This window comes from Streptomyces solitudinis, assembly GCF_036323765.1.
In the GTDB taxonomy this organism is placed as follows: Bacteria; Actinomycetota; Actinomycetes; order Streptomycetales; family Streptomycetaceae; genus Streptomyces.
On sequence record NZ_JAZDCW010000003.1, the window covers coordinates 296237 to 315387 of the forward strand.

The window sequence follows — 19151 nt, forward strand, 5'->3', positions numbered from 1 at the left end:
CCTGCATCGCGGGCCATCTTGGCGTCATGATCCGACGCACCACCCAGCAAACACTCGTTACCGTACGTGTGTTCACCCAGCGATTCAGCTCCACGCCGCTCGGCGCCCGTCTCGCCCGGCACCTCGCGCTGCACCAGTTGCACACCTGGGGTGTGCCGCACGGCTCGGCGCTCTCCGACACGGCGGCCCTCCTCGTCGCCGAACTGACCGCGAACGCCGCCACACACGGCCGCGTGCCCGGACGGGACTTCGAGCTACGACTCGGGCTCTCGCCCTCGACGCTGCGGGTCGAAGTGTCGGACACCCGGGGTGAACGCCGCCCGCCCGCCCCCGGCGACGTGACCGAGCCGTCACCGCTCTCCACTTCCGGACGCGGCCTGCTCATCGTGCAGACCGTCTGTGACCGTTGGGCCGTACTGGACCGCGTCCCCGTCGGCAAGACCGTGGTCGCCGAGATCGACCTTCCCACCCGCACGATGTCCGGGGGCTGAGGAGCGGGGGAGGGCGGCCGGGGAGCGGGGGAGTCCGCGACGCCCGGCGGACGCGTGCCCGCCGATGCCCGACACGCGTCGGCTGCCCCCGCCGGAGCCACCTGGCACCGTGGTGAGCCGGACCGCCACCGGGACGGCCGGGAAGGGACGCACCGCTGTGAGAAGACTGCCGTGGGCCGCCAACCTGATCGCCGCATGCGTGCTCGCCATCGCCCTCGTCGCCGCCTCCTCCGCCCTCGGAACGGCGGGCGGGCAGAAGCCCGGGAGCCGGGGACAGCACTGGGTGCACACCTGGACGGCCATGCCGCAGCTCACCGAACCCCACAACATGCCGCCCGAGCCCTTCACCGAGGAGGGCCGCGTCCTGACCGACAGCACGCTGCGCCAGACGCTCCGCGTGACGGTCGGCGGCGAGCACCTGCGACTGCGCTTCTCCAACGCCTTCGGCGGCGCGCCGCTGCCCATCACCGCCGCGTCCGTCGCCCGCCCGCTGGACGGCCGGGCCGGGACCGCCGCGATCGAACCCGGCTCCGCCCGCCCGCTCACCTTCCAGGGACAGCCGTCCACGAACGTGCCCGTCGGAGCCCAGGCCGTCTCCGACCCGCTCCGCCTCCCCGTGCGGCCGGGCACCAACCTGACGGTGACGCTCTACCTCGCCGACGGCCAGGCGTCCGAGGAGATCACCTCACACCCCGGCTCCCGGACGACGTCCCACCTCCTGCGCGGCGACCACGTGCGCGCCGGCGACCTGCCGGACGCCACCCCCACCGACCACTGGTACTTCCTCAGCGGCGTCGAGGTCCGGGCGCCGCGCGGAACGGCGGCGGCCGTCGTCGTCGGCGACTCGCTCAGCGACGGCCGGGGCTCCACCACGAACGGCAACGACCGCTGGCCCGACCAGCTCGCCGACCGCCTCCGCGCCCGCCCCGGCCCGCAGCGGACCGCCGTCCTCAACCAGGCGGCGGGCGGCAACCGGGTCCTCAACGACGGCCTCGGCCCGAACCTGCTGGCCCGCCTCGACCGCGACGTCCTCGCCCACAGTGGCGTCGCATGGCTCATCGTCTTCGAAGGCGTCAACGACATCGGCACGGCACCGGCCACCCCGTCCGCCCAGCGGGACGTCGCGGAACAACTGATCGCCGCCTACGACCAGATCGTCACCCGCGCCCACGCCCACGGCATCCGCGTCTACGGCGCCACCCTCACCCCGTTCGGCGGCAACGACATGTACGACGACGCCGAAGGGATGCGCGAGGCCACCCGCCAGACGGTCAACACCTGGATACGCGACAGCGGCCGCTTCGACGCCGTCCTCGACTTCGACGCCGCCATCCGCGACCCCGCCCACCCCGACCGCCTCCGCCCCGCCGCCGACACCGGCGACCACCTCCACCTCAACCCCCACGGCTACCACCTCCTCGCCGCCACCGTCCCCACCCGCCTGCTCCGGTAGGAACCGGCACGGCGCGGTACGGTGCCCGGTGCCCGACGGAAGCCGCCACCCCGCCGAAGCCCGCTCGCCCACTTCGGAACCCCGAGCACACACACGACACGCGGATCGCACCGAAGCAGAATGTCCGATAGCTCCGTATCCGCTGCCCCGAACTACTCGCCGACCACGATGCGCTACCGTTCCCTGCGCACGTCAAACACCGTGGCGGCCGCTCCCCGGAGCGGCCGAGAATCGCAACGCCCGCCATGCGGCAGGGACCGTCCTCGGCTACCGGGTGGCGGCCGCTCCCCGGAGCGGCCGAGAATCGCAACACCGAATTGCCGGGCAGGTCGAGCACCCGGGAGCGAGTGGCGGCCGCTCCCCGGAGCGGCCGAGAATCGCAACGACAACCAGCAGACCCCGGGCGAACAGTCGCTCGCCGGGTGGCGGCCGCTCCCCGGAGCGGCCGAGAATCGCAACACACCCCTGGCCATCTGGCCGAAGACCATCCCTGTGGTGGCGGCCGCTCCCCGGAGCGGCCGAGAATCGCAACGGTGAGGTCGGACGGGGGTGGTGGTCAGGGCTGCGGGGAGTGGCGGCCGCTCCCCGGAGCGGCCGAGAATCGCAACTCCGACGACGGGGTGTACGGCAGCCCGTCCGATGCGGGTGGCGGCCGCTCCCCGGAGCGGCCGAGAATCGCAACCTCGGTCATGGCGGCGTCGAGGCATGGCTGGCGGACGTGGCGGCCGCTCCCCGGAGCGGCCGAGAATCGCAACATCCCCGTGCCGTGGGGCACGGAGCAGAACCCGGAGGTGGCGGCCGCTCCCCGGAGCGGCCGAGAATCGCAACCCGTCTATGCCCTCGGCGGCCTCGGTGGCCGCGAGGTGTGGCGGCCGCTCCCCGGAGCGGCCGAGAATCGCAACCCTCCGGGCGGTCCCTCCAGCAGCTCGATGAGGTCGTGGCGGCCGCTCCCCGGAGCGGCCGAGAATCGCAACAGCTCCTCGGTCCGGCCGGTGCGGATCGCGGCGGAGGTGGCGGCCGCTCCCCGGAGCGGCCGAGAATCGCAACCTGGCCCTGGCGGAGACCGGCGGCGACACCCTGGGGTGGCGGCCGCTCCCCGGAGCGGCCGAGAATCGCAACGCCGACTGGGCCACGAGCCTGAAGGGCTCCGACGAAGTGGCGGCCGCTCCCCGGAGCGGCCGAGAATCGCAACCGGATCACGAAGAAGACCGGCAGGCGCTGGAGCGGGGTGGCGGCCGCTCCCCGGAGCGGCCGAGAATCGCAACGTCGCCCGCACCCTGCGGCGGCTCGCCCGCTCTCAGGGGTGGCGGCCGCTCCCCGGAGCAGCCGAGAATCGCAACGCGGCCTGGCACTCCTCGATGGAGCTGAACGGGAAGTAGTGGCGGCCGCTCCCCGGAGCAGCCGAGAATCGCAACCACACGGGCAACCGCAGCGCAGCGACCAGCGTCGCCGGTGGCGGTCGCTCCCCGGAGCAGCCGAGAATCGCAACGATCGCCTGGGACGCGAAGCCGATCAGTCAGCCGAAGTGGCGGCCGCTCCCCGGAGCAGCCGAGAATCGCAACGCCTTCCGTACCGAGGAAGACCGGGCCGGTGTGCTGGCGTGGCGGCCGCTCCCCGGAGCAGCCGAGAATCGCAACGCCTTCCGTACCGAGGAAGACCGGGCCGGTGTGCTGGCGTGGCGGCCGCTCCCCGGAGCAGCCGAGAATCGCAACTACGCCGACGGCTGGGCGCTGTCCCGCGTACTCCCCAGGTGGTGGCCGCTTCCTGAAACGGATCAAAACGCGGTTTCGGGACAAGTAGAACCTTGCGTCACATTTGGGACCCGTGGTGGCAGCTTCGGGAGGTGCAGTTTGAGGGAAGCGCCGGTGAGTGTCGGTGCCAAGTCATATAGTCGCTCTGCGTCGGGCGGATAGTGAGTTCGCCCTGGTGAGGGGTGCTTTGTGTCTGACGGTGTTCTGTATGCGCACAGCCGGAGCGATGTTTCCGGTGTGCGGCATCGGCTCGACGAACACCTGCGGGGGACCGCGGCGCTTGCGAGACGTTTCGGAGATGTGTTCGACGCCGGACGTCTGGCGGAATACCTGGCGCTCGTGCACGACGTGGGCAAGGGACACTGCGCCTGGCAGAAGAGGCTGATCGACCACGCCGAGCCGACGGGAAAGCCGGTGGGGATTCCGCACAAGGAAGCCGGGACGTACTTGGCGGCTCGCTTCGCGGGCAGGGCCCTTGCCGCTGCCGTGCAAGGACACCACGGCGGGTTACCTGACCAGCAGAAAGTCAAAGACGTCGTTGCAGCGTTAAGCGGACAGAGCCAAGAGGCCGACGCGGCGCGTGAGGCGATCGACAGGGTCGAGCAGCTGATCCCTGAAGTATGTCCGCCCGGAAAGCTCCTGCCGCCGGACTGGCTCGGGGGCCTCGCCCCTCCGCAACGCCAGCTGGGGACGGATCTGCTGGTGCGCATGCTCTTCAGTTGTCTGGTGGATGCGGACTTCCTTGACACGTCTGCACACTTCGCCGCTACCACCGCGCACGTCGCGGCCGATGCCGATATGGACTTTCTGGCCACGCGATATGAGGAACGACGTGCGACGTTCCTGGCGACGCGCCCCGCGTCACCCGTGGACGCGGTGCGGGGCCGGGTTTACGAGCAGGCGGTCGCCGCCGCGGCTGGGGAACCGGGGATGTACGTGCTGCACGTGCCTACCGGCGGGGCGAAGACGATGGCGGCGGGCGGATTCGCGGTTCACCACGCGGCTGCTCGTGGGCTCAAGCGTGTGGTGGTCGCCGTGCCGTACATCAGCATCACGCAGCAGAACGCGCAGGTGTACCGGGACCTGCTGGACCCGTTGCCGGGAGAAGCCGGAGAACCGGTGGTGCTGGAGCACCACAGTTCCGTCCGGTTGGACGACGAGGACGGCGTCGGCCGCTGGGCGCGGCTTGCGGCCGAGAACTGGGACGCGCCGGTTGTGGTGACGACGACGGTTCAGCTGTTCCAGTCGCTGTTCGCGCGCCGTCCGTCCGCGATGCGCAAGGTCCACCGGCTGGCCGGGGCCGTGATCGTGCTGGACGAGGTCCAGGCGCTGCCGGACCGACTGCTGATCCCGATGCTGGACGTTCTGCGCGGGCTCGTGGAGCACTTCGGTGCCTCCGTGGTCCTCGCTTCCGCAACGCAGCCGGAGTTCTGGTCGCTGCCGCAGATGAGCGCGGTGAAGCGTCGCCTCATGGTCGAGGACACCCCGCAACTGTTCAAGGAACTGGGCCGGGTGAACTACACGTGGCGGTTGGACGAGGATGTCACCTGGGAAGGTATAGCCGACGAGATCGCTGCCGAGGGCGGCGATCAGGTCCTCACGGTCGTCAACACCACGGGTGACTCGGCCCGGTTGCACCGACTGCTCACCGAACCCGCCGACCCGGATGACGCGCACACCTGGGACCACGACGGTGTGGGGCTTCCGAGCCCGTCCAGTGCGGCGGGGCCACGCGTGCCCACTCCGGTGCTGCACCTGTCGACGCGGATGACAGCCGAGCACCGTCGGGAGGTCATCGAACGGGTACGCGCTGACCTGGCCGCCGGGCGCGCCGTACACGTCGTGTCGACCTCGCTCGTCGAGGCCGGCGTGGACATCGACTTTCCCCGGGTGTACCGGGCATGGGCACCGGCGGAGTCCTTGCAGCAGGCAGCGGGGCGGTGCAACCGGGACGGGCGCATCCCCGGGGGAGGGACGGTCGTCGTCTTCCGGCCGAAGGACGGCCGTACGCCGAAGGACAAGTCCTACAGAGCAGCGCTCCAGGCCACCGAGGAGCACTTCGGCCCGGACACTGCCTATCCCGACGACCTGCACGCCATTCCGGCCTACTACGCGAAGCGTTACGCCCTGCACGGGTCGGACGGACGGGCGATGGGGGAGGAGATCCAGCAGATGCGGCGCCGGTGGGATTTCCCCGCGGTGGCGGACGCCTTCGAGATGATCGATGACCGGTACGCGCAACCGGTGGTGGTCATCCGCCCGGAGAAGACGGAACTCCAGAAGGCTTTGATCATGGCGGATATCGAGGCGCTGCGCAGTCGATATCCGTGTGGCCCGGAACCGCTGCGGCGCCTACAGCCGCACACTGCGGTCCTGCCGCGTCATGACGTCGCCGATGCCCTGAAGTCGGGGCTTGCGGAGTCGATCGTGGGTGACCTCGTGGTGTGGTGCGGTCATTACGATCCGGCACGCGGTCTGGACGCTAACACCCCCGAAGACCGCGGCGGCTACGTCATCTGAAACGGGCACATACGGCAGTGGGGCCCTTTGTGAGGGCTCGAAGGATGACCATGCGAAAAGCTCCGCTGCTCACTCAACAAAGCAATTACCGTCCTTACGCCGCGCAGTGCTTTTTGGGTGTTACTGGACGGTCAAAGGCAAGGAGAACCAGGTTTATGGATACCACCGTGTCCGCGCCTCGGCGGGAGGGGCGTGGGAATGACGGGTGGGCGTTTCCCGATCTCGTCGTGGAGACGTGGGGGGAGTTGGCGTGCTTCACGCGGCCGGAGCTGAAGACGGAGCGTGTCAGCTACCAGGTGATGACGCCGTCAGCGGCGGACGGACTGCTTCGTGCGATCTTCTGGAAGCCGGAGTTCCAGTACATCATCCGGAGAATCGAAGTGCTCGCTCCGATCAACTGGCACCGGATCCGGCGCAACGAGGTGCAGTCCGTCGTCACTCCACAGCGGATCAAGTCCATGAGCAAGGACCGGCGTGTGCGGTACGACGTGGAAGCGGACCGGGACCAGCGCAGCACGATGGCGCTGCGGGACGTGCGCTACCGCATCCATGCCCAGATCGCGGTGTCGGCGCGGGCCAGGGCCGGATCGGGCCAGCACCCGCCCGTTTCGGAGGAGAAGTACCGCGAGCAGTTGCGGCGCCGTGTGGAGCGTGGCGCCTGCTTCTCACAGCCCTTCTTCGGATGCCGCGAGTTCACCGCCCACTTCGGTCCGGCCAGCTCCAGCGCCAAACCGATCACGCGCACCGAGGAGTTGGGCGTGATGCTGCACTCCATCGCCTACACGCCCCAGGGAGAGCGCTACCGGTGGTTCCGGGCCAGCCTCACCGAGGGGGTCATGGACGTGCCGTTGGCGCCCTTGCCCGGTGATGCCGTCAGCATGCCCCAGGCATCGTGGCGGGCCGCGGACCCGGAGGGATGACGCCGTGCTGGTGCAACGCCTGAACGAGTACGCCGACCGTGTGGCCGACGAACTGCCCGCGGAGTTCTACCGCGCCAAGAAGGTCCACTGGGTCCTGGACATCGCCGAAGACGGCGCGAGCGCCGTGCTGCTGGACCGGCGGACGTCTTCCCGGCAACGTGGTGAGGCGCTGGTCGAGCAGGTCCCCTACGTGCAGCGTTCGGGGACGAAGGTGCCTCCCTACCTGCTGGTGGACAGCGCCGAATTCGTCCTTGGCGTGCCCAAGGCCGACCAGGCCGGGCACATCAGTGACAAGGCCCGGACGGAGGCGGCCCGACGGCACGCCGCCTACCGGGAGCTGGCACTGACGTGGGCGGAGGCGGAGGAGGAAGACCCTGCGGCCGGGGCGCTGCGCCGCTTCCTCGCCGACGGCATCACCAATCTGAGGTTGCCGGAAACGCTGGAGGCCAAGGAGACCGTGGCGCTCATGGTGGGCTCCCGCTGGCTGCACACGACACCGTCCGTCCAGCGGCTCTGGGGCGATGTCGTACGGCAACGCAAAGGAGGCGGCGAGGAACGGAAGGGGCAGTGCCTGAGCTGCGGTGAGCACGCCGGTCTGCTCGACACGATCCCCGAACCGGTGAAGAAGGGAGCGATCCCGACCGCCGGCGGCAGCAACGAAGGCCAGCTGATCAGCGTCAACACCGCCGCCCAGGGGAGGGGCGGCGTCACCCAGCTCGCCAACACCCCCATCTGCTACCGCTGCGGGGGCCGCATGATGGCGGCTCTCAACCACCTCGTGGCCTCCAGCACGCACTGCCGCCGCTTCCGGGACGACGGCGTGCTGCTCTGGTGGACCCGAGAGGCCACCGACGAATCCGTGCTGGCCATGTTCTTCGACGACCAGCCCGACCCGGCCGACATCGCGCACCTCATCGACAGCCTGCACACCGAGCCGTCCCCGCACACGTCCGCACGTGTCGACAGCGATCACTTCTACGGCCTCTCCCTCGGCCTGAACAACGCCCGCCTCGTCGTCCGCGAGTGGATCGACACGCCCCTCCCCACGATCAAGACGTGTATCGGCGCGTGGTACGCGGATCACGGGGTCTACGACGGCTGGAACGACAGGACCCGGTACGTACCCCTGTGGCAGATGGCGCTGTCCTGCGGGCGCTGGACCGGGGAGCGTTACGCGTCCGACAGTGCCCCCCGAGGGCTGGAGTCAGAACTCCTGCGCTCCGCACTCCGTGGCGACCCCCCGCCCGCCCGCACGCTGCCCCTGGTGCTCCAGCGCATCCACGCCGACCGGCGAATCGACGCTCCGCGTATCGCGCTGCTGCGCCTGATCCTCAACCGTTCCGCCGACGAAGAGAACCACGTGATGCCGACTCTGGACCCGCACAGCACCGACCCCGCCTACCTCTCCGGCCGTCTCTTCGCCGTCCTGGAGGAGATCCAGCGCGAAGCCTTGCCCGACCTCAACACCACCCTGCGCGACAAGCACTTCAGCACGGCCGTCACCGCGCCGAACGCCACCCTCAGGCATCTGCGGGTCAACGCGAACGCGCACCTCAAGCGGCTGCGGCGCGACAACAGGGGCGCTGGCGTCTCACTGGAGAAGCGGATCACCGAGATCTACGCGAAGCTCCACGACGACCTGCCCCTGCACCTCACCCCCATCGAACAAGGGCGTTTCATCACTGGCTACGAGCACCAGCGCGCCGAGCACTTCGCCGCCGCCCGCGAGGGCGCGGAAGCCAGGAAAGCCAAGAAGGCGTCGCAGGAAGGAACCCCGGAGACACCGCCGGAACCAGCCGCCTGACAGCACACCGCCACGACCCGTACCAGCAGAGCACAGGAATGAACGACATGACCGCAGCACACCTGGACCCCGCCCGCAAGCACGACTTCGTCTTTCTCATCGAAGCGGTCGACTCCAACCCCAACGGTGACCCCGACAACGGCGGCATCCCGCGCACCGACCCGATCACCGGGCAGGGACTGATCACCGACGTCGCCATCAAGCGCAAGATCCGCAACACCGTCGCAGTGATCAACAGCGTCGAGAACAAGGCGGGCTTCGAGATCTACGTCGAGGCCGGAACCGCGCTCAACGCCCAGCACGAGCGGGCCTACGCCGACACCGCCACCGACAAGCAGTCCGCGCAGGCGTGGATGTGCCGGACGTTCTTCGACGTGCGCATGTTCGGAGCGGTGATGACCACCGGCAAGCGGGACAAGCAGGCAGGACGCGTCCAGGGACCCGTGCAGATCGGCTTCGCCCGCTCCGTCGACCCCGTCACCCCGCTCGACGTCGGCATCACCCGGGTCACCCCCACCCGGCAGGAAGACGTCGACGCCTGGAACGACACGAACGTCAAGCCGGACAGCAAGAACAAGGGCAAGGAGACCGAGATGGGCTCCAAGCACGTCGTCCCCTACGGCCTCTACAAAGGCACCGGCCACTTCAGCGCCCCCCTGGCCCAGAAGACCGGCGTCACCTCCGACGACCTCGCGGCGTTCTGGCGGGCCTTCACGCTCATGTTCGAACACGACCGCGCCGCCGCACGCGCCGGCCTCGCCCTGCGCGGGCTGTACGTCTTCACCCACGACGACGCCTTCGGCCGTGCCCCTTCCCACATGCTCTTCGACCGCATCGCCGTCAAACCCCGCGGTGACGCCAGCGCCCGCAGCTTCGCCGACTACGGCACCGTCGAGGTCCGTGACACCGACCTGCCGCCCGGCGTCACGCTCGCCTCGCTCCTGCCGGACTCCTGAGCCGTCGGGTGAGCACCACACGCCCCGCCCCGGGCTTGGGCGGGGAGGGGGAGCTGCTCCAAGTTCCCCTCTCCGCCCTGGAGCACTACGCCTACTGCCCGCGCCAATGCGGACTCATCCTGCTGGAAGACGCCTTCGAGGACGACGCTGCCACCATCCGCGGCACTCTCCTGCACCAACGTGTCGACACCCCCGGCAACCGGGGCCGTGGCACCGTCCGCACGCTGCACGCCCTGCCCGTCTGGCACGACGGATACGGGCTGACCGGTATCTGCGACACCGTAGAGATCCACGCCGACGGCCGTGTCCTGCCCATCGAGCACAAGTCCGGCCGCTACCACCCCGGCGGACCCGCCGACATCCAGGCCACCGCGCAGGCGCTGTGCCTGGAGGAGATGTTCCACCGCCCCGTGGCCGAAGCCGCCGTCTACTCGGCAGCCGACCGGAGACGGCACCCCGTCATCATCGACGGGCCGCTGCGCGACACCGTCCTGCGCCTCACCGAGACCGTGCGAGCGCTCCTCACCTCCGCACGGCTGCCCGCACCCGTCGCGGACACCCGTTGCCGCCGCTGCTCCATGGCCACCGGGTGCATGCCGAAGGTCCTCACCGGCACCCGCCGCTACCACCGAGCCCTCGACGACCTCTACCACCTCGAAGCCGACCCGGAAAGCGCGTGACGACCGAACTCCTCAACACCCTCTATGTCCAGACCCAGGGCGCCGACCTCCGGCTCGACGAGGACACCGTCCGCGTCCGCCTCCCCGACGCGCCCGGTCGCCGGACCCTGCCCCTGCGTCGGCTCGACGGCATCGTCCTCTACGGGCACGTCAACCTCTCCACTGAACTCATCACCCGCTGCGCGCAGGACGCCCGGCCCATCACCTGGATGAGCCGCAGCGGCCGCTACCTCGCACGCCTCGACGGCGCCGTGCGCGGCAACGTCCTCCTCCGCCACGCACAGCACCAACTCCACGACGACCACGACACCAGAGTCGGCATCGCCCGCAACATGGTGGCGGGCAAGATTCGCAACAGCCGGTGGATTCTCCTGCGTGCCGCCCGCGACGCCGCCCCCGGCCCACGGGCGCAGATCCGCGCAGCGGCCGCCGACCTCGCCGACGCCCTCGCGGCAACCGCCGCAGCCGACGGCATCGACACCCTCATGGGCATCGAGGGCGCCGCCGCACGCGCCTACTTCAGCGCCCTCCAGCACGTCTTCCGTCCGGCCGAGGGCATCCCGGCCTTCCTCCACCGGAACCGCAGGCCGCCCACCGACCCGGTCAACGCGCTCCTCTCCTTCGCCTACGGACTCCTGCGCGGCCTCGTCCACGGCGCAGCCGAACAGGTCGGGCTCGACCCCTACATCGGCTACCTCCACGGCCTGCGCCCCGGCAAGCCCGCACTCAGCCTGGACCTCATGGAGGAGTTCCGCCCCGTCCTCGCCGACCGTTTCGCCCTCACCCTCCTCAACCGCCGCCAGCTCCGTCCCGAACACTTCGAGCACCTGGCGGGAGGTGCCGTCCGACTCACCGAGGACGGACGCAAGACCGTCATCAGCGCATGGCAGGAATGGAAGCTCCAGACCTGGGAGCACCCCCTCGCCGGACGAGACGTCCCGGCCGGGCTCCTCCCCGTTGTCCAGGCCCGGTTGCTCTCCCGCCACCTGCGCGGCGAACTACCCGGCTACCTGCCCTGGACGGCCGCCTGATGGACCTCCTGCTGACCTACGACGTCGACACCACCAGCCCGGAAGGCCGACGACGGCTCCGCCGAGTCGCCAAACTGTGCGAAGGACACGGACTGCGCGTGCAGAAGTCCGTCTTCGAAATAGTCGCTGACGAGAAGGACCTCCTCCGGCTGCTCGACCGCATCGACGCCACCATCGACACGACCTGCGACAGCATCCGCATCTACCGGCTTCCCCACCACGGTTTCGACGACGTCCAGACTCTGGGCACCGCCCAGACCCAACCCCACCGTCAGGACCTCGTCCTCTGAGACCGTCACCCGGACTTCGGAACCAGAAGCACACACACGACACGCGAACCGCACCGAAGCAGAATGCCCGATAGCTCCGTATCCGCTCCCCCGAATCCCTCGACAAGCGCGATGCGCTACCTTTCCCTGCGCACGTCAAAGCCGTGGCGGCCGCTCCCCGGAGCGGCCGAGGATCGCAACCGGATGACGCCGCACGCCTTGGTGTTGCGCAGCACCGTGGCGGCCGCTCCCCGGAGCGGCCGAGGATCGCAACTCATCCCCTCCGAGTCGAGCCCGAAGCTCGCGGGGGAGTGGCGGCCGCTCCCCGGAGCGGCCGAGGATCGCAACTCGATGAGGGCCTGCGTGTCGGCGCCGTCCTCCTCCAGTGGCGGCCGCTCCCCGGAGCGGCCGAGGATTGCAACTACCCCTGGCACGGTGTCCGGCGCTTCAACTGGCCCGTGGCGGCCGCTCCCCGGAGCGGCCGAGGATCGCAACGACGTCCACGCCCTCATGAACCGCAGCGGCGCCGACAGTGGCGGCCGCTCCCCGGAGCGGCCGAGGATCGCAACCCGAAGACGGAGTCCATGACGGTGTCCTTGCTGGTGTGGCGGCCGCTCCCCGGAGCGGCCGAGGATCGCAACGACGTACAGCGCCGAGGCCAGCGACTCCACGTGGACGAGTGGCGGCCGCTCCCCGGAGCGGCCGAGGATCGCAACGCATCTACCTGGCCGTGAGGCAGGGCGCGAGCACCTAGTGGCGGCCGCTCCCCGGAGCGGCCGAGGATCGCAACCTGAAGATCCCGACTGGTCATGCGCCCATCTTGGCAGTGGACCGCTCACGACAATGGGCGGCCGTGCAGCTCGATACTGCGTGCTTCGGCCGCGTCCCGTGCCGTAAGGGGCGGGGGCGGGTGGTGTGTCCCCCGTGGGAGCTACAGGGGCTGTCCCTGCACGGGTGATTCGCGGACGTCCGCCAGTTTCTAGCGTGGCCGTCAGGTCGCCGCAGGTGTGACCGGTACCGGGGAGGTCACCATGGGCACGGCATCCGCCACACGACACGTTACGGGCTCCGGCCCGGCCGAGGACCGCGGCGGGGACGGCGGCCGCTTCGGTCGGATCGCGCGTTCTCCGCTCGGCTGGATGACGGCGGGAATCGTCGGCGTCGGCCTGGTCTCGGTTTTGACGGCGACCGGGCCCGGCCCGGTGCCGGTGCTGGGCGCGGTCGCCGCGGTGGCCGTGTACTGCTGGGTCATGCGTCGTGTCGCACGACGCTCCACGCCGGAGACGGCCCGGTCCGGGGCCGGCCGGGAGGCGCTGCTGGGCGGCGGGATCGGCCTGGGCTTCATCCTCGTCTCCGCCCTCCTGATCACGGCGTTCGGAGGCTACTCGTTCTCCTGGGCGGGTGACGGCTTCATGCCGGTCGTCTGGACCGCGGTCGCGGTGCAGATCGGCGCCGCGGTCACCGAGGAGTTGCTGTTCCGCGGTCTTGCCCTCCAGGCTCTTGAGCAGCTGTGGGGCAGCCGGGCCGCCATCGTGGTCACCTCGCTGTTCTTCGGTGTCGCCCACCTGGGAGCCCCGGGTGCGAACGCGTGGAGCGGACTGGCGATCGCACTGGAGGCGGGCGTCCTCCTCGGAGCCGCGTTCCTGTGGCGGCGTAACCTGTGGTTCGTCGCCGGTCTGCACTTCGCCTGGAACACCACGCAGCAGCTGCTCGGCATTCCGGTCTCCGGACACGCCCCCGAGGGCCTGTTCACCGTCGACGTCCACGGCTCCGCCCTCCTGACCGGCGGCGGTTTCGGTCTGGAGGCGTCGATCGTGCCCGTCCTCATCGGCGTGGCTCTCGCCGTTCCGATGCTCGTCCTCGCCCACCGGAACGGTGGGGTCAAGCCCCGCCGGCGCGCGGGCCACTGAGCCGGACCGACTGGAGGGAACAGACGTGATGCGCCGTCAGGCTTTCCGGGGCCTCCCGCTGCTCCGGGCGCCGCTCGGCCGGTGGCAGGAGCGGGACGCTCTCCTCAAGGACGGTGTCCTCGCCGTGACGCTCGCCCTGCTGGCCTTCGTGCCGACCCTGTCCCAGGTCGGTGCGCAGATCGGCGATCTGCCCGGGCGGTCGGCGAACGTGCTGGGCGTCGGGCTGGTCCTGGCCCAGACCGTGCCGCTGGCGGTCCGCCGCAGGTGGCCCGCGGCCTGTCTGGCCGTCGTCGCGGGCGCATTCGCCGTGCACCAGGCGCTGGGCTTCGCGACGACGTTCGCGAGCGTGGGGCTGTATCTGGCCCTGTACTCCGCCGGGGCCCACCAGATCCGCTTCCGCCGCGGTCTGGCGGCCGTGGCGAGTGCGGGGTACGCCGGGCTGGCCGTCGTCCTGGACCGCCTCGGCTCACCGCAGTCGGTGCCGGACTATCTCGCGTTCTCCCTGGCCCTGACCGCGGCCTGGCTGGTGGGGAGCACGGTGCGCACGCGGCGGAGGGAGGAGGCGGAGCGGCGGCGGCTGACGGCCGAGGCGGCCACGACCGCCGAACGGGCGCGGATCGCCCGCGAACTGCACGACGTGGTCACCCACCACGTGACGGCCATGGTGGTCCAAGCCGACGCGGGACAGTTCCTGCTCACGTCCGCGCCGGAACGCGTCGGCGAGGGACTGACGGCCGTCAGCGACACCGGCCGTCGGGCGCTGACGGAACTGCGGTACCTGCTCGGCGTCCTGGAGGCGACCGGTGAGCCGGAGTCCGCGGGCCCGGCGGGTGCGGGCCGGGCACCCGCCCTGGGCCGGGTGGGGGACCTGGTCGAGCAGGCCCGCAGGTCGGGTCAGCCGGTGGAGTTCAGCGAGCGGGGCGAGCGGCGGCCGCAGCGCGCGGACGTGGAGCTGGCCGCGTACCGGGTGGTGCAGGAGGCGCTCACCAACGCCGTGAAGTACGCGGCCGGGATGCCGACCCGGGTCCTGCTCCGGCACGGCGGCGACGGTGACGAGCACATCGGGATCGAGGTGACCACCGACGGACCCGCCGCCGCACCGGTCACGCGGAGCCCGGGCCCCGCGGGCGGACGCGGGCTGGCCGGGCTGCGTACACGGGTGCGGATGCTCGATGGTGAACTGGAGGCCGGTTCCCGGCCCGGGGGCGGGTTCGCGGTCCGCGCCACGATTCCGTCCAGGCCCCTTCAGGAGTGACCCCGTGAACGATGCGCCGCCACCGATCCGTGTACTCGTCTGCGACGACCAGGCGCTGGTGCGGACCGGCTACGTCACCATCTTCTCCGCGCAGCCCGACATGGAGGTCGTCGGGGAGGCCGGGAACGGCCACGAGGCGATCCGGGCCGCACGGCGGCTGCGCCCCGACGTGATCGTGATGGACATCCGGATGCCCCTGCTCGACGGCATCGAGGCGACGCGGCAGCTCGCCGGCCCCGGTACCGAGGGCGCGCCGAAGGTACTGGTCGTCACCACGTTCAACGTCGACGCCCACGTCTACGACGCGTTGCGCGCCGGAGCGAGCGGCTTCCTCCTCAAGGACGCGCCCCCGGCGGAGCTGGTCAACGGCATCCGGACCGTCGCCCGGGGCGAGGCCCTGCTGGCACCCGCCGTCACCCGCCACCTCATCGGCCACTTCGCCCAGCACCTGCGACCGGCCGACGTCTCCCGGTCGGCCGGACAGGACGTCGTGCGTGCGCTGGCCCCCCGCGAGCTGGAAGTGCTCCGACTGATCGCCGAGGGGCTGTCGAACGCGGAGATCGCCGCGGCGATGTTCATCACGCCCGAGACCGTCAAGACCTACGTGTCGCGCATCCTGGCGAAACTCGGCCTGCGCGACCGCGTCCAGGCCGTCGTCCTCGCCTACCGGGCCGGACTGGTGCCCGGCACACCGTGACCGGCACGCTGTACCCCAGGTGCAGTGCCGCCCGCCCGGCAGCCCGGCTGGCTCGTGGAGTCGTGGTGCACGGTCCACTCCTCCACCTCGCCCAGGCGCAGCCGGTGGTTGACGTAGGCGGGGTCGGCCGGGGGTGTCTCGCCGGTGCCCAGGATGCGGTAGGCGTGCGGGAATTCGCCGGGGAGCCCGTTCTCGTAGCTGAAAGAGCCGGTCCGGTCCGGGCCCGCGCCCGGCCCGCGTCGGCTCCAGCGGGCCCGCCCGGGTGGTCCGCTCAGTCGGCGACGGCGACGCCGTAGCCGCGCGCCAGCTCCGCGAGTCCGTGGTCGTAGCCCTGTCCGACGGCGCGGAAGCGCCAGAGGGGGCCGCGGCGGTACAGCTCGGCGAGGAGCAGGGTGCGTTCGGTGGTGGCGGCGTCCAGGGTCGTCCGGGCCAGGGGAGCGGCGCCGCTGCCGGGTGCGGCTGTGACCTGGACGGCGCCGACGTCCCCGAACGTCATGTCGCCGTCGATGGCGGCCGCGACGACGACCTTGTGGGAGCCCGGCGGGAGGGCCGCGAGGTCGAGGGCGATGGTCTGCTCGGCGGGGCCGTCGGTGAGGAGGCGGGCCGTGCCCGCGGGGTTCTCCGGGGCGCTGTAGAAAACGAAGTCCTCGTCGAAGGTGACCTGTTCGTCCTCGTCGAGCACGAAAGCCACGACGTCGACCTCGCACGCGTCCTGCGGCGCCCAGGCCGCGGTGACGTGCCACGGGGGCGCGGGCGCCGCGGACGGTGGCACCGGCAGGTCGATGACGCCGCCGCGCGGAAGCACGTGCGGCGCCTGCGGCCGGACGGTGTTCCACTCCGTCCCGCCGGTCTCCCCGGCGGGCGCGGCGGCCGTCGGGGCGTCGAGCCAGCGTTCCTCGTGCACCGGGACTTCGAGTTCCGTGATCCGCCGCATGCGGCGGTCGCCTTCCCCGCCGGTGAGGAGGACGACGTCGGTGACGCTGCGCGAGAGGTTGACGGCGGCGGAACCGCCCAGTTCGACCACGCGGGTGCGGGCGCCGACCGCGGCGGGGTGCGTGCCGCCCAGAACAAGCACGCGTCGGCCGGCCAGCGGACCGCCCGACGCCGTGCCCCCGGCGGTGCCGGACGGCACCGGACGCCGCTGGGCTGGGACGACGGCGGGCGGGGCGGCGGCGGGCGGTATGACGGCGCCCGGGGCAGGCGCTTCCGGGGCGGCGGGCGCGGCGGGTGTTCCCGGAGCGGCGGGTGCGGCGGCCGGGGCGGGAGCCGCTGCCGGGGCCGCCACGGCGGCCGACGGCGCCGCCGCGTGGTGGGGCGTTCCGGGGCGTACGGCGCCGAGCAGCCGGAGGAAGGTGTGCTCGTCGATGACCGGCACGCCCTCGGCGGCGGCCCGCCGGGCCTTCGCCGATCCGGAGGCCCGCTCGTTCGTGACGAGCGCGCTGGTGTGGCGGCTGACCGAGGCCATGACGTTCAGCCCGGCCGCGACCGCCCGCGCCACCAGTTCGGCGCGCGCCGTCGCGGTCTCCCCGGTGACGGCCACCTTCATGCCCTGCACGAGCGGCCCGCCCGGGGCCAGCCGCCCCGGGTTGCGGTAGGCGCAGGGCGTCTTCGGGGGACTGGGCGCGAACTGCGCGTCCTGCCGGGGCGGGCACGGCACGAGCGGCAGCGGCAGGTCGAGCCGGGCCGCCTCCCTGAGCGTGGCGCGGAAGATCCCCGCGAGGACCCGGGTGTCGTCCAGCGCGTCGTGCGCCCGGGTCTGCGGTACGCCGTAGTGGGCGGCCAGGGTGCCCAGCCTCATGTCGTCGGTGGGCGGGTCCACCTGCCGGTTCAGGGCCAGCGTGCACAGCCGCTGCGAGACGGGCAGGAACAGCCGGGCCCGCGCGAACTCGTGGGCCAGGAAGTCGTAGTCGAACTGCGCGTTGTGGGCCACCAGGACCCGGTCCTGCAACAGCGCCCCGATCCGTCCCGCGACCTGGCCGAAGGACGGCGCCCCGCGCAGCCGTTCGAGGGTCAGCCCGTGGACCTGGACGGGGCCGGGGTCGCACCCGGGGTCCAGCAGCGTCGAGAACTCCCCGGTCTGCTCCCCGTCCGGCCCGATGGTCACCACCGCGACCGACAGCACGCGGTCCCGCCGCGGGACGAACCCGGAGGTCTCCACGTCCACGAGGGCGTAGTCGAGTGCGTAGTCACGCGGACCGGACCCGTGGAGGGCGTCGTGGGCGGCAGGTCGCAGGCTCATGGCCGCAAGGATGATCCGGTGTCCGTCGCTCCTTCAACCCGGACGGCTGTTCGTCCCGGTATGTGCGGCGCGGCGGCCGCGTCGCCGGTGACCGGGGCCGCCGTCGTCCCGCTCCGCCGTGTCATCCCGACGCCCAGGAGGACCACGGCCGCGCCCAGCACCACCCGCGCGTTCAGGTCTTCGCCGAGGACGACCGCGCCGAGGAGGACGGAGACCACGGGCAGCAGATAGCCGACCACCGCCGCGTTGGTGGCGCCCTCATCGTTGATGATCCGGTAGGTGAGGTGGAAGGTGGCCGCGGTGCACGCGACGCTGAGGACGAGGGCGGCGACCAGGACCGTCGGGCCGGGATCGGCCGCCTCCAGGCCGCCGAACGGCAGGGCGAGGGCGGCCAGTCCGCTGGCGGCGACGAGCTGGGCGGCGGACAGCGAGATGGTGGGCGCTCCCCGGCCAGCCAGGGTGCGGCCCATGTAGTGGAACGCGACGGCGTAGCTGGCGGCCGCGCCGAGGATGGCGAGGACCCCCCAGCCGAATGCCCCGGCCGTGCGCCACGGGGCGAGGATGACCACCGTGCCGGTAAAGCCGAGGAGCAGGCCCGCGAGACGGGCCGGGCGGAGTCCGCGTTCCGTGCCGAGCGCGAGTCCGAGGCAGACCGACCAGAGCGGGGTCGTGGCGTTGAGGACGCCCGCGAGGCCGGAGCCGACGGTCTGCTGGCCCACACCGAACAGCGCGAACGGCAGCGCGTTGCAGAAGAGGGCCGCGACGGCGATGTGGCGCCAGACGGGGACGCCCCGGGGCAGGCGCCGCCCGGTCACGCAGCAGACGGCGCTGAGGACGAGCGCGCCGAGCAGGCAGCGGACGAACGTGACCTGGAGCGGGGAGAGTCCGCGCAGCGCCAGGTCGGTCCACAGGAAGGTCGAGCCCCACAGCAGGGCGAGCACGGCCACCCGTACGCCGCCCCGCAGGCCCCGTGGAGCGCTGTGCACGATGCTTCCCCCTTCGCCCTGCGCGCGGTCCTGCGCGCTTCGGTGTGCGGGCCGGTACGCGGCCCCGCGTGCTGCGGTGTGCGGACCAGCGGTCCGGTGGCCGGTTCCGCGGCCGGTCCAGCCGCTCGCCCGGTACCGGCGCTTCGACGATGGCCCAGCGCACGCGTGAGGACAAGCGAACGTTTCTCA

At 71.6% G+C, this 19151-nt stretch carries 14 protein-coding genes and 2 CRISPR repeat arrays; of the genes, 12 read left to right on the forward strand and 2 right to left on the reverse strand.

Annotated features, from left to right (window positions below; translation table 11 throughout):
• Window positions 1-26 precede the first annotated feature (26 nt).
• The 12 genes from V1J52_RS08880 to V1J52_RS08935 all read left to right on the forward strand — a co-directional run bounded on the left by V1J52_RS08880 (window position 27) and on the right by V1J52_RS08935 (window position 15737).
• Window positions 27-491, forward strand: coding sequence for an ATP-binding protein (locus V1J52_RS08880; RefSeq protein WP_330139099.1), 465 nt, complete (start codon window positions 27-29; stop codon window positions 489-491).
• A 157-nt stretch (window positions 492-648) separates the two neighbouring features.
• Window positions 649-1944: an SGNH/GDSL hydrolase family protein gene (locus V1J52_RS08885; RefSeq protein ID WP_330139100.1), complete on the forward strand. Its 1296-nt coding sequence runs from the start codon at window positions 649-651 to the stop codon at window positions 1942-1944.
• A gap of 201 nt (window positions 1945-2145) precedes the next feature.
• A CRISPR array of direct repeats spans window positions 2146-3656; the repeat unit is 37 nt; unit sequence GTGGCGGCCGCTCCCCGGAGCGGCCGAGAATCGCAAC.
• Between the two features lie 228 nt (window positions 3657-3884).
• Window positions 3885-6215 carry a CRISPR-associated endonuclease Cas3'' gene (locus tag V1J52_RS08890; protein WP_330139101.1) on the forward strand — a complete coding sequence of 777 codons (2331 nt, stop codon included), beginning with the start codon at window positions 3885-3887 and terminating at the stop codon, window positions 6213-6215.
• Between the two features lie 155 nt (window positions 6216-6370).
• Window positions 6371-7135, forward strand: a complete 765-nt coding sequence (gene cas5c, locus V1J52_RS08895; protein ID WP_330139102.1) for a type I-C CRISPR-associated protein Cas5c — start codon at window positions 6371-6373, stop codon at window positions 7133-7135.
• A 4-nt stretch (window positions 7136-7139) separates the two neighbouring features.
• Window positions 7140-8939 (forward strand): type I-C CRISPR-associated protein Cas8c/Csd1, encoded by a 1800-nt coding sequence (cas8c, locus tag V1J52_RS08900; protein ID WP_330139103.1) that lies wholly within the window; start codon window positions 7140-7142, stop codon window positions 8937-8939.
• Between the two features lie 47 nt (window positions 8940-8986).
• Window positions 8987-9895: a type I-C CRISPR-associated protein Cas7/Csd2 gene (gene cas7c / locus V1J52_RS08905; protein WP_330139104.1), complete on the forward strand. Its 909-nt coding sequence runs from the start codon at window positions 8987-8989 to the stop codon at window positions 9893-9895.
• Between the two features lie 8 nt (window positions 9896-9903).
• Window positions 9904-10575, forward strand: coding sequence for a CRISPR-associated protein Cas4 (gene cas4 / locus V1J52_RS08910; protein ID WP_330139105.1), 672 nt, complete (start codon window positions 9904-9906; stop codon window positions 10573-10575).
• A complete protein-coding gene (gene cas1c, locus V1J52_RS08915) occupies window positions 10572-11606 on the forward strand; it encodes a type I-C CRISPR-associated endonuclease Cas1c (RefSeq protein WP_330139106.1) in 1035 nt (344 codons plus the stop codon). The genes cas4 and cas1c overlap by 4 nt, the downstream gene beginning before the upstream one ends.
• Window positions 11606-11896, forward strand: a complete 291-nt coding sequence (gene cas2, locus V1J52_RS08920) for a CRISPR-associated endonuclease Cas2 (RefSeq protein WP_330139107.1) — start codon at window positions 11606-11608, stop codon at window positions 11894-11896. Before cas1c ends, cas2 begins: the two co-directional genes overlap by 1 nt.
• A 143-nt stretch (window positions 11897-12039) precedes the next feature.
• Window positions 12040-12665: direct repeats of the CRISPR family, unit length 37 nt; unit sequence GTGGCGGCCGCTCCCCGGAGCGGCCGAGGATCGCAAC.
• 349 nt (window positions 12666-13014) lie between these two features.
• Window positions 13015-13785 (forward strand): CPBP family intramembrane glutamic endopeptidase, encoded by a 771-nt coding sequence (locus V1J52_RS08925; protein WP_330139108.1) that lies wholly within the window; start codon window positions 13015-13017, stop codon window positions 13783-13785.
• A 28-nt stretch (window positions 13786-13813) separates the two neighbouring features.
• Window positions 13814-15040 carry a sensor histidine kinase gene (locus tag V1J52_RS08930; protein ID WP_330139109.1) on the forward strand — a complete coding sequence of 409 codons (1227 nt, stop codon included), beginning with the start codon at window positions 13814-13816 and terminating at the stop codon, window positions 15038-15040.
• Between the two features lie 4 nt (window positions 15041-15044).
• A complete protein-coding gene (locus tag V1J52_RS08935) occupies window positions 15045-15737 on the forward strand; it encodes a response regulator (RefSeq protein WP_330139110.1) in 693 nt (230 codons plus the stop codon).
• Window positions 15738-16008: 271 nt separating this feature from the next.
• Here V1J52_RS08935 and V1J52_RS08940 read toward each other — a convergent pair whose 3' ends face one another.
• Both V1J52_RS08940 and V1J52_RS08945 read right to left on the reverse strand, forming a co-directional pair.
• Window positions 16009-17976: a TerD family protein gene (locus V1J52_RS08940; RefSeq protein WP_330139111.1), complete on the reverse strand. Its 1968-nt coding sequence runs from the start codon at window positions 17974-17976 to the stop codon at window positions 16009-16011.
• The gene (locus tag V1J52_RS08945) at window positions 17973-18962 is read right to left on the reverse strand and encodes a DMT family transporter (RefSeq protein WP_330139112.1); all 990 of its coding nucleotides are present in this window, start codon (window positions 18960-18962) and stop codon (window positions 17973-17975) included. Before V1J52_RS08945 ends, V1J52_RS08940 begins: the two co-directional genes overlap by 4 nt.
• Window positions 18963-19151 lie beyond the last annotated feature (189 nt).

What these genes read in the sequence shown, in the direction of transcription:
- V1J52_RS08880 (WP_330139099.1), top strand. Translation starts at nt 27, where the DNA reads ATGATCCGACGCACCACCCAGCAAACACTCGTTACCGTACGTGTGTTC.
- cas5c (WP_330139102.1), top strand. Translation starts at nt 6,371, where the DNA reads ATGGATACCACCGTGTCCGCGCCTCGGCGGGAGGGGCGTGGGAATGAC.
- cas7c (WP_330139104.1), top strand. Translation starts at nt 8,987, where the DNA reads ATGACCGCAGCACACCTGGACCCCGCCCGCAAGCACGACTTCGTCTTT.
- cas2 (WP_330139107.1), top strand. Translation starts at nt 11,606, where the DNA reads ATGGACCTCCTGCTGACCTACGACGTCGACACCACCAGCCCGGAAGGC.
- V1J52_RS08925 (WP_330139108.1), top strand. Translation starts at nt 13,015, where the DNA reads ATGACGGCGGGAATCGTCGGCGTCGGCCTGGTCTCGGTTTTGACGGCG.
- V1J52_RS08930 (WP_330139109.1), top strand. Translation starts at nt 13,814, where the DNA reads ATGCGCCGTCAGGCTTTCCGGGGCCTCCCGCTGCTCCGGGCGCCGCTC.
- V1J52_RS08940 (WP_330139111.1), bottom strand. Translation starts at nt 17,976, where the DNA reads ATGAGCCTGCGACCTGCCGCCCACGACGCCCTCCACGGGTCCGGTCCG.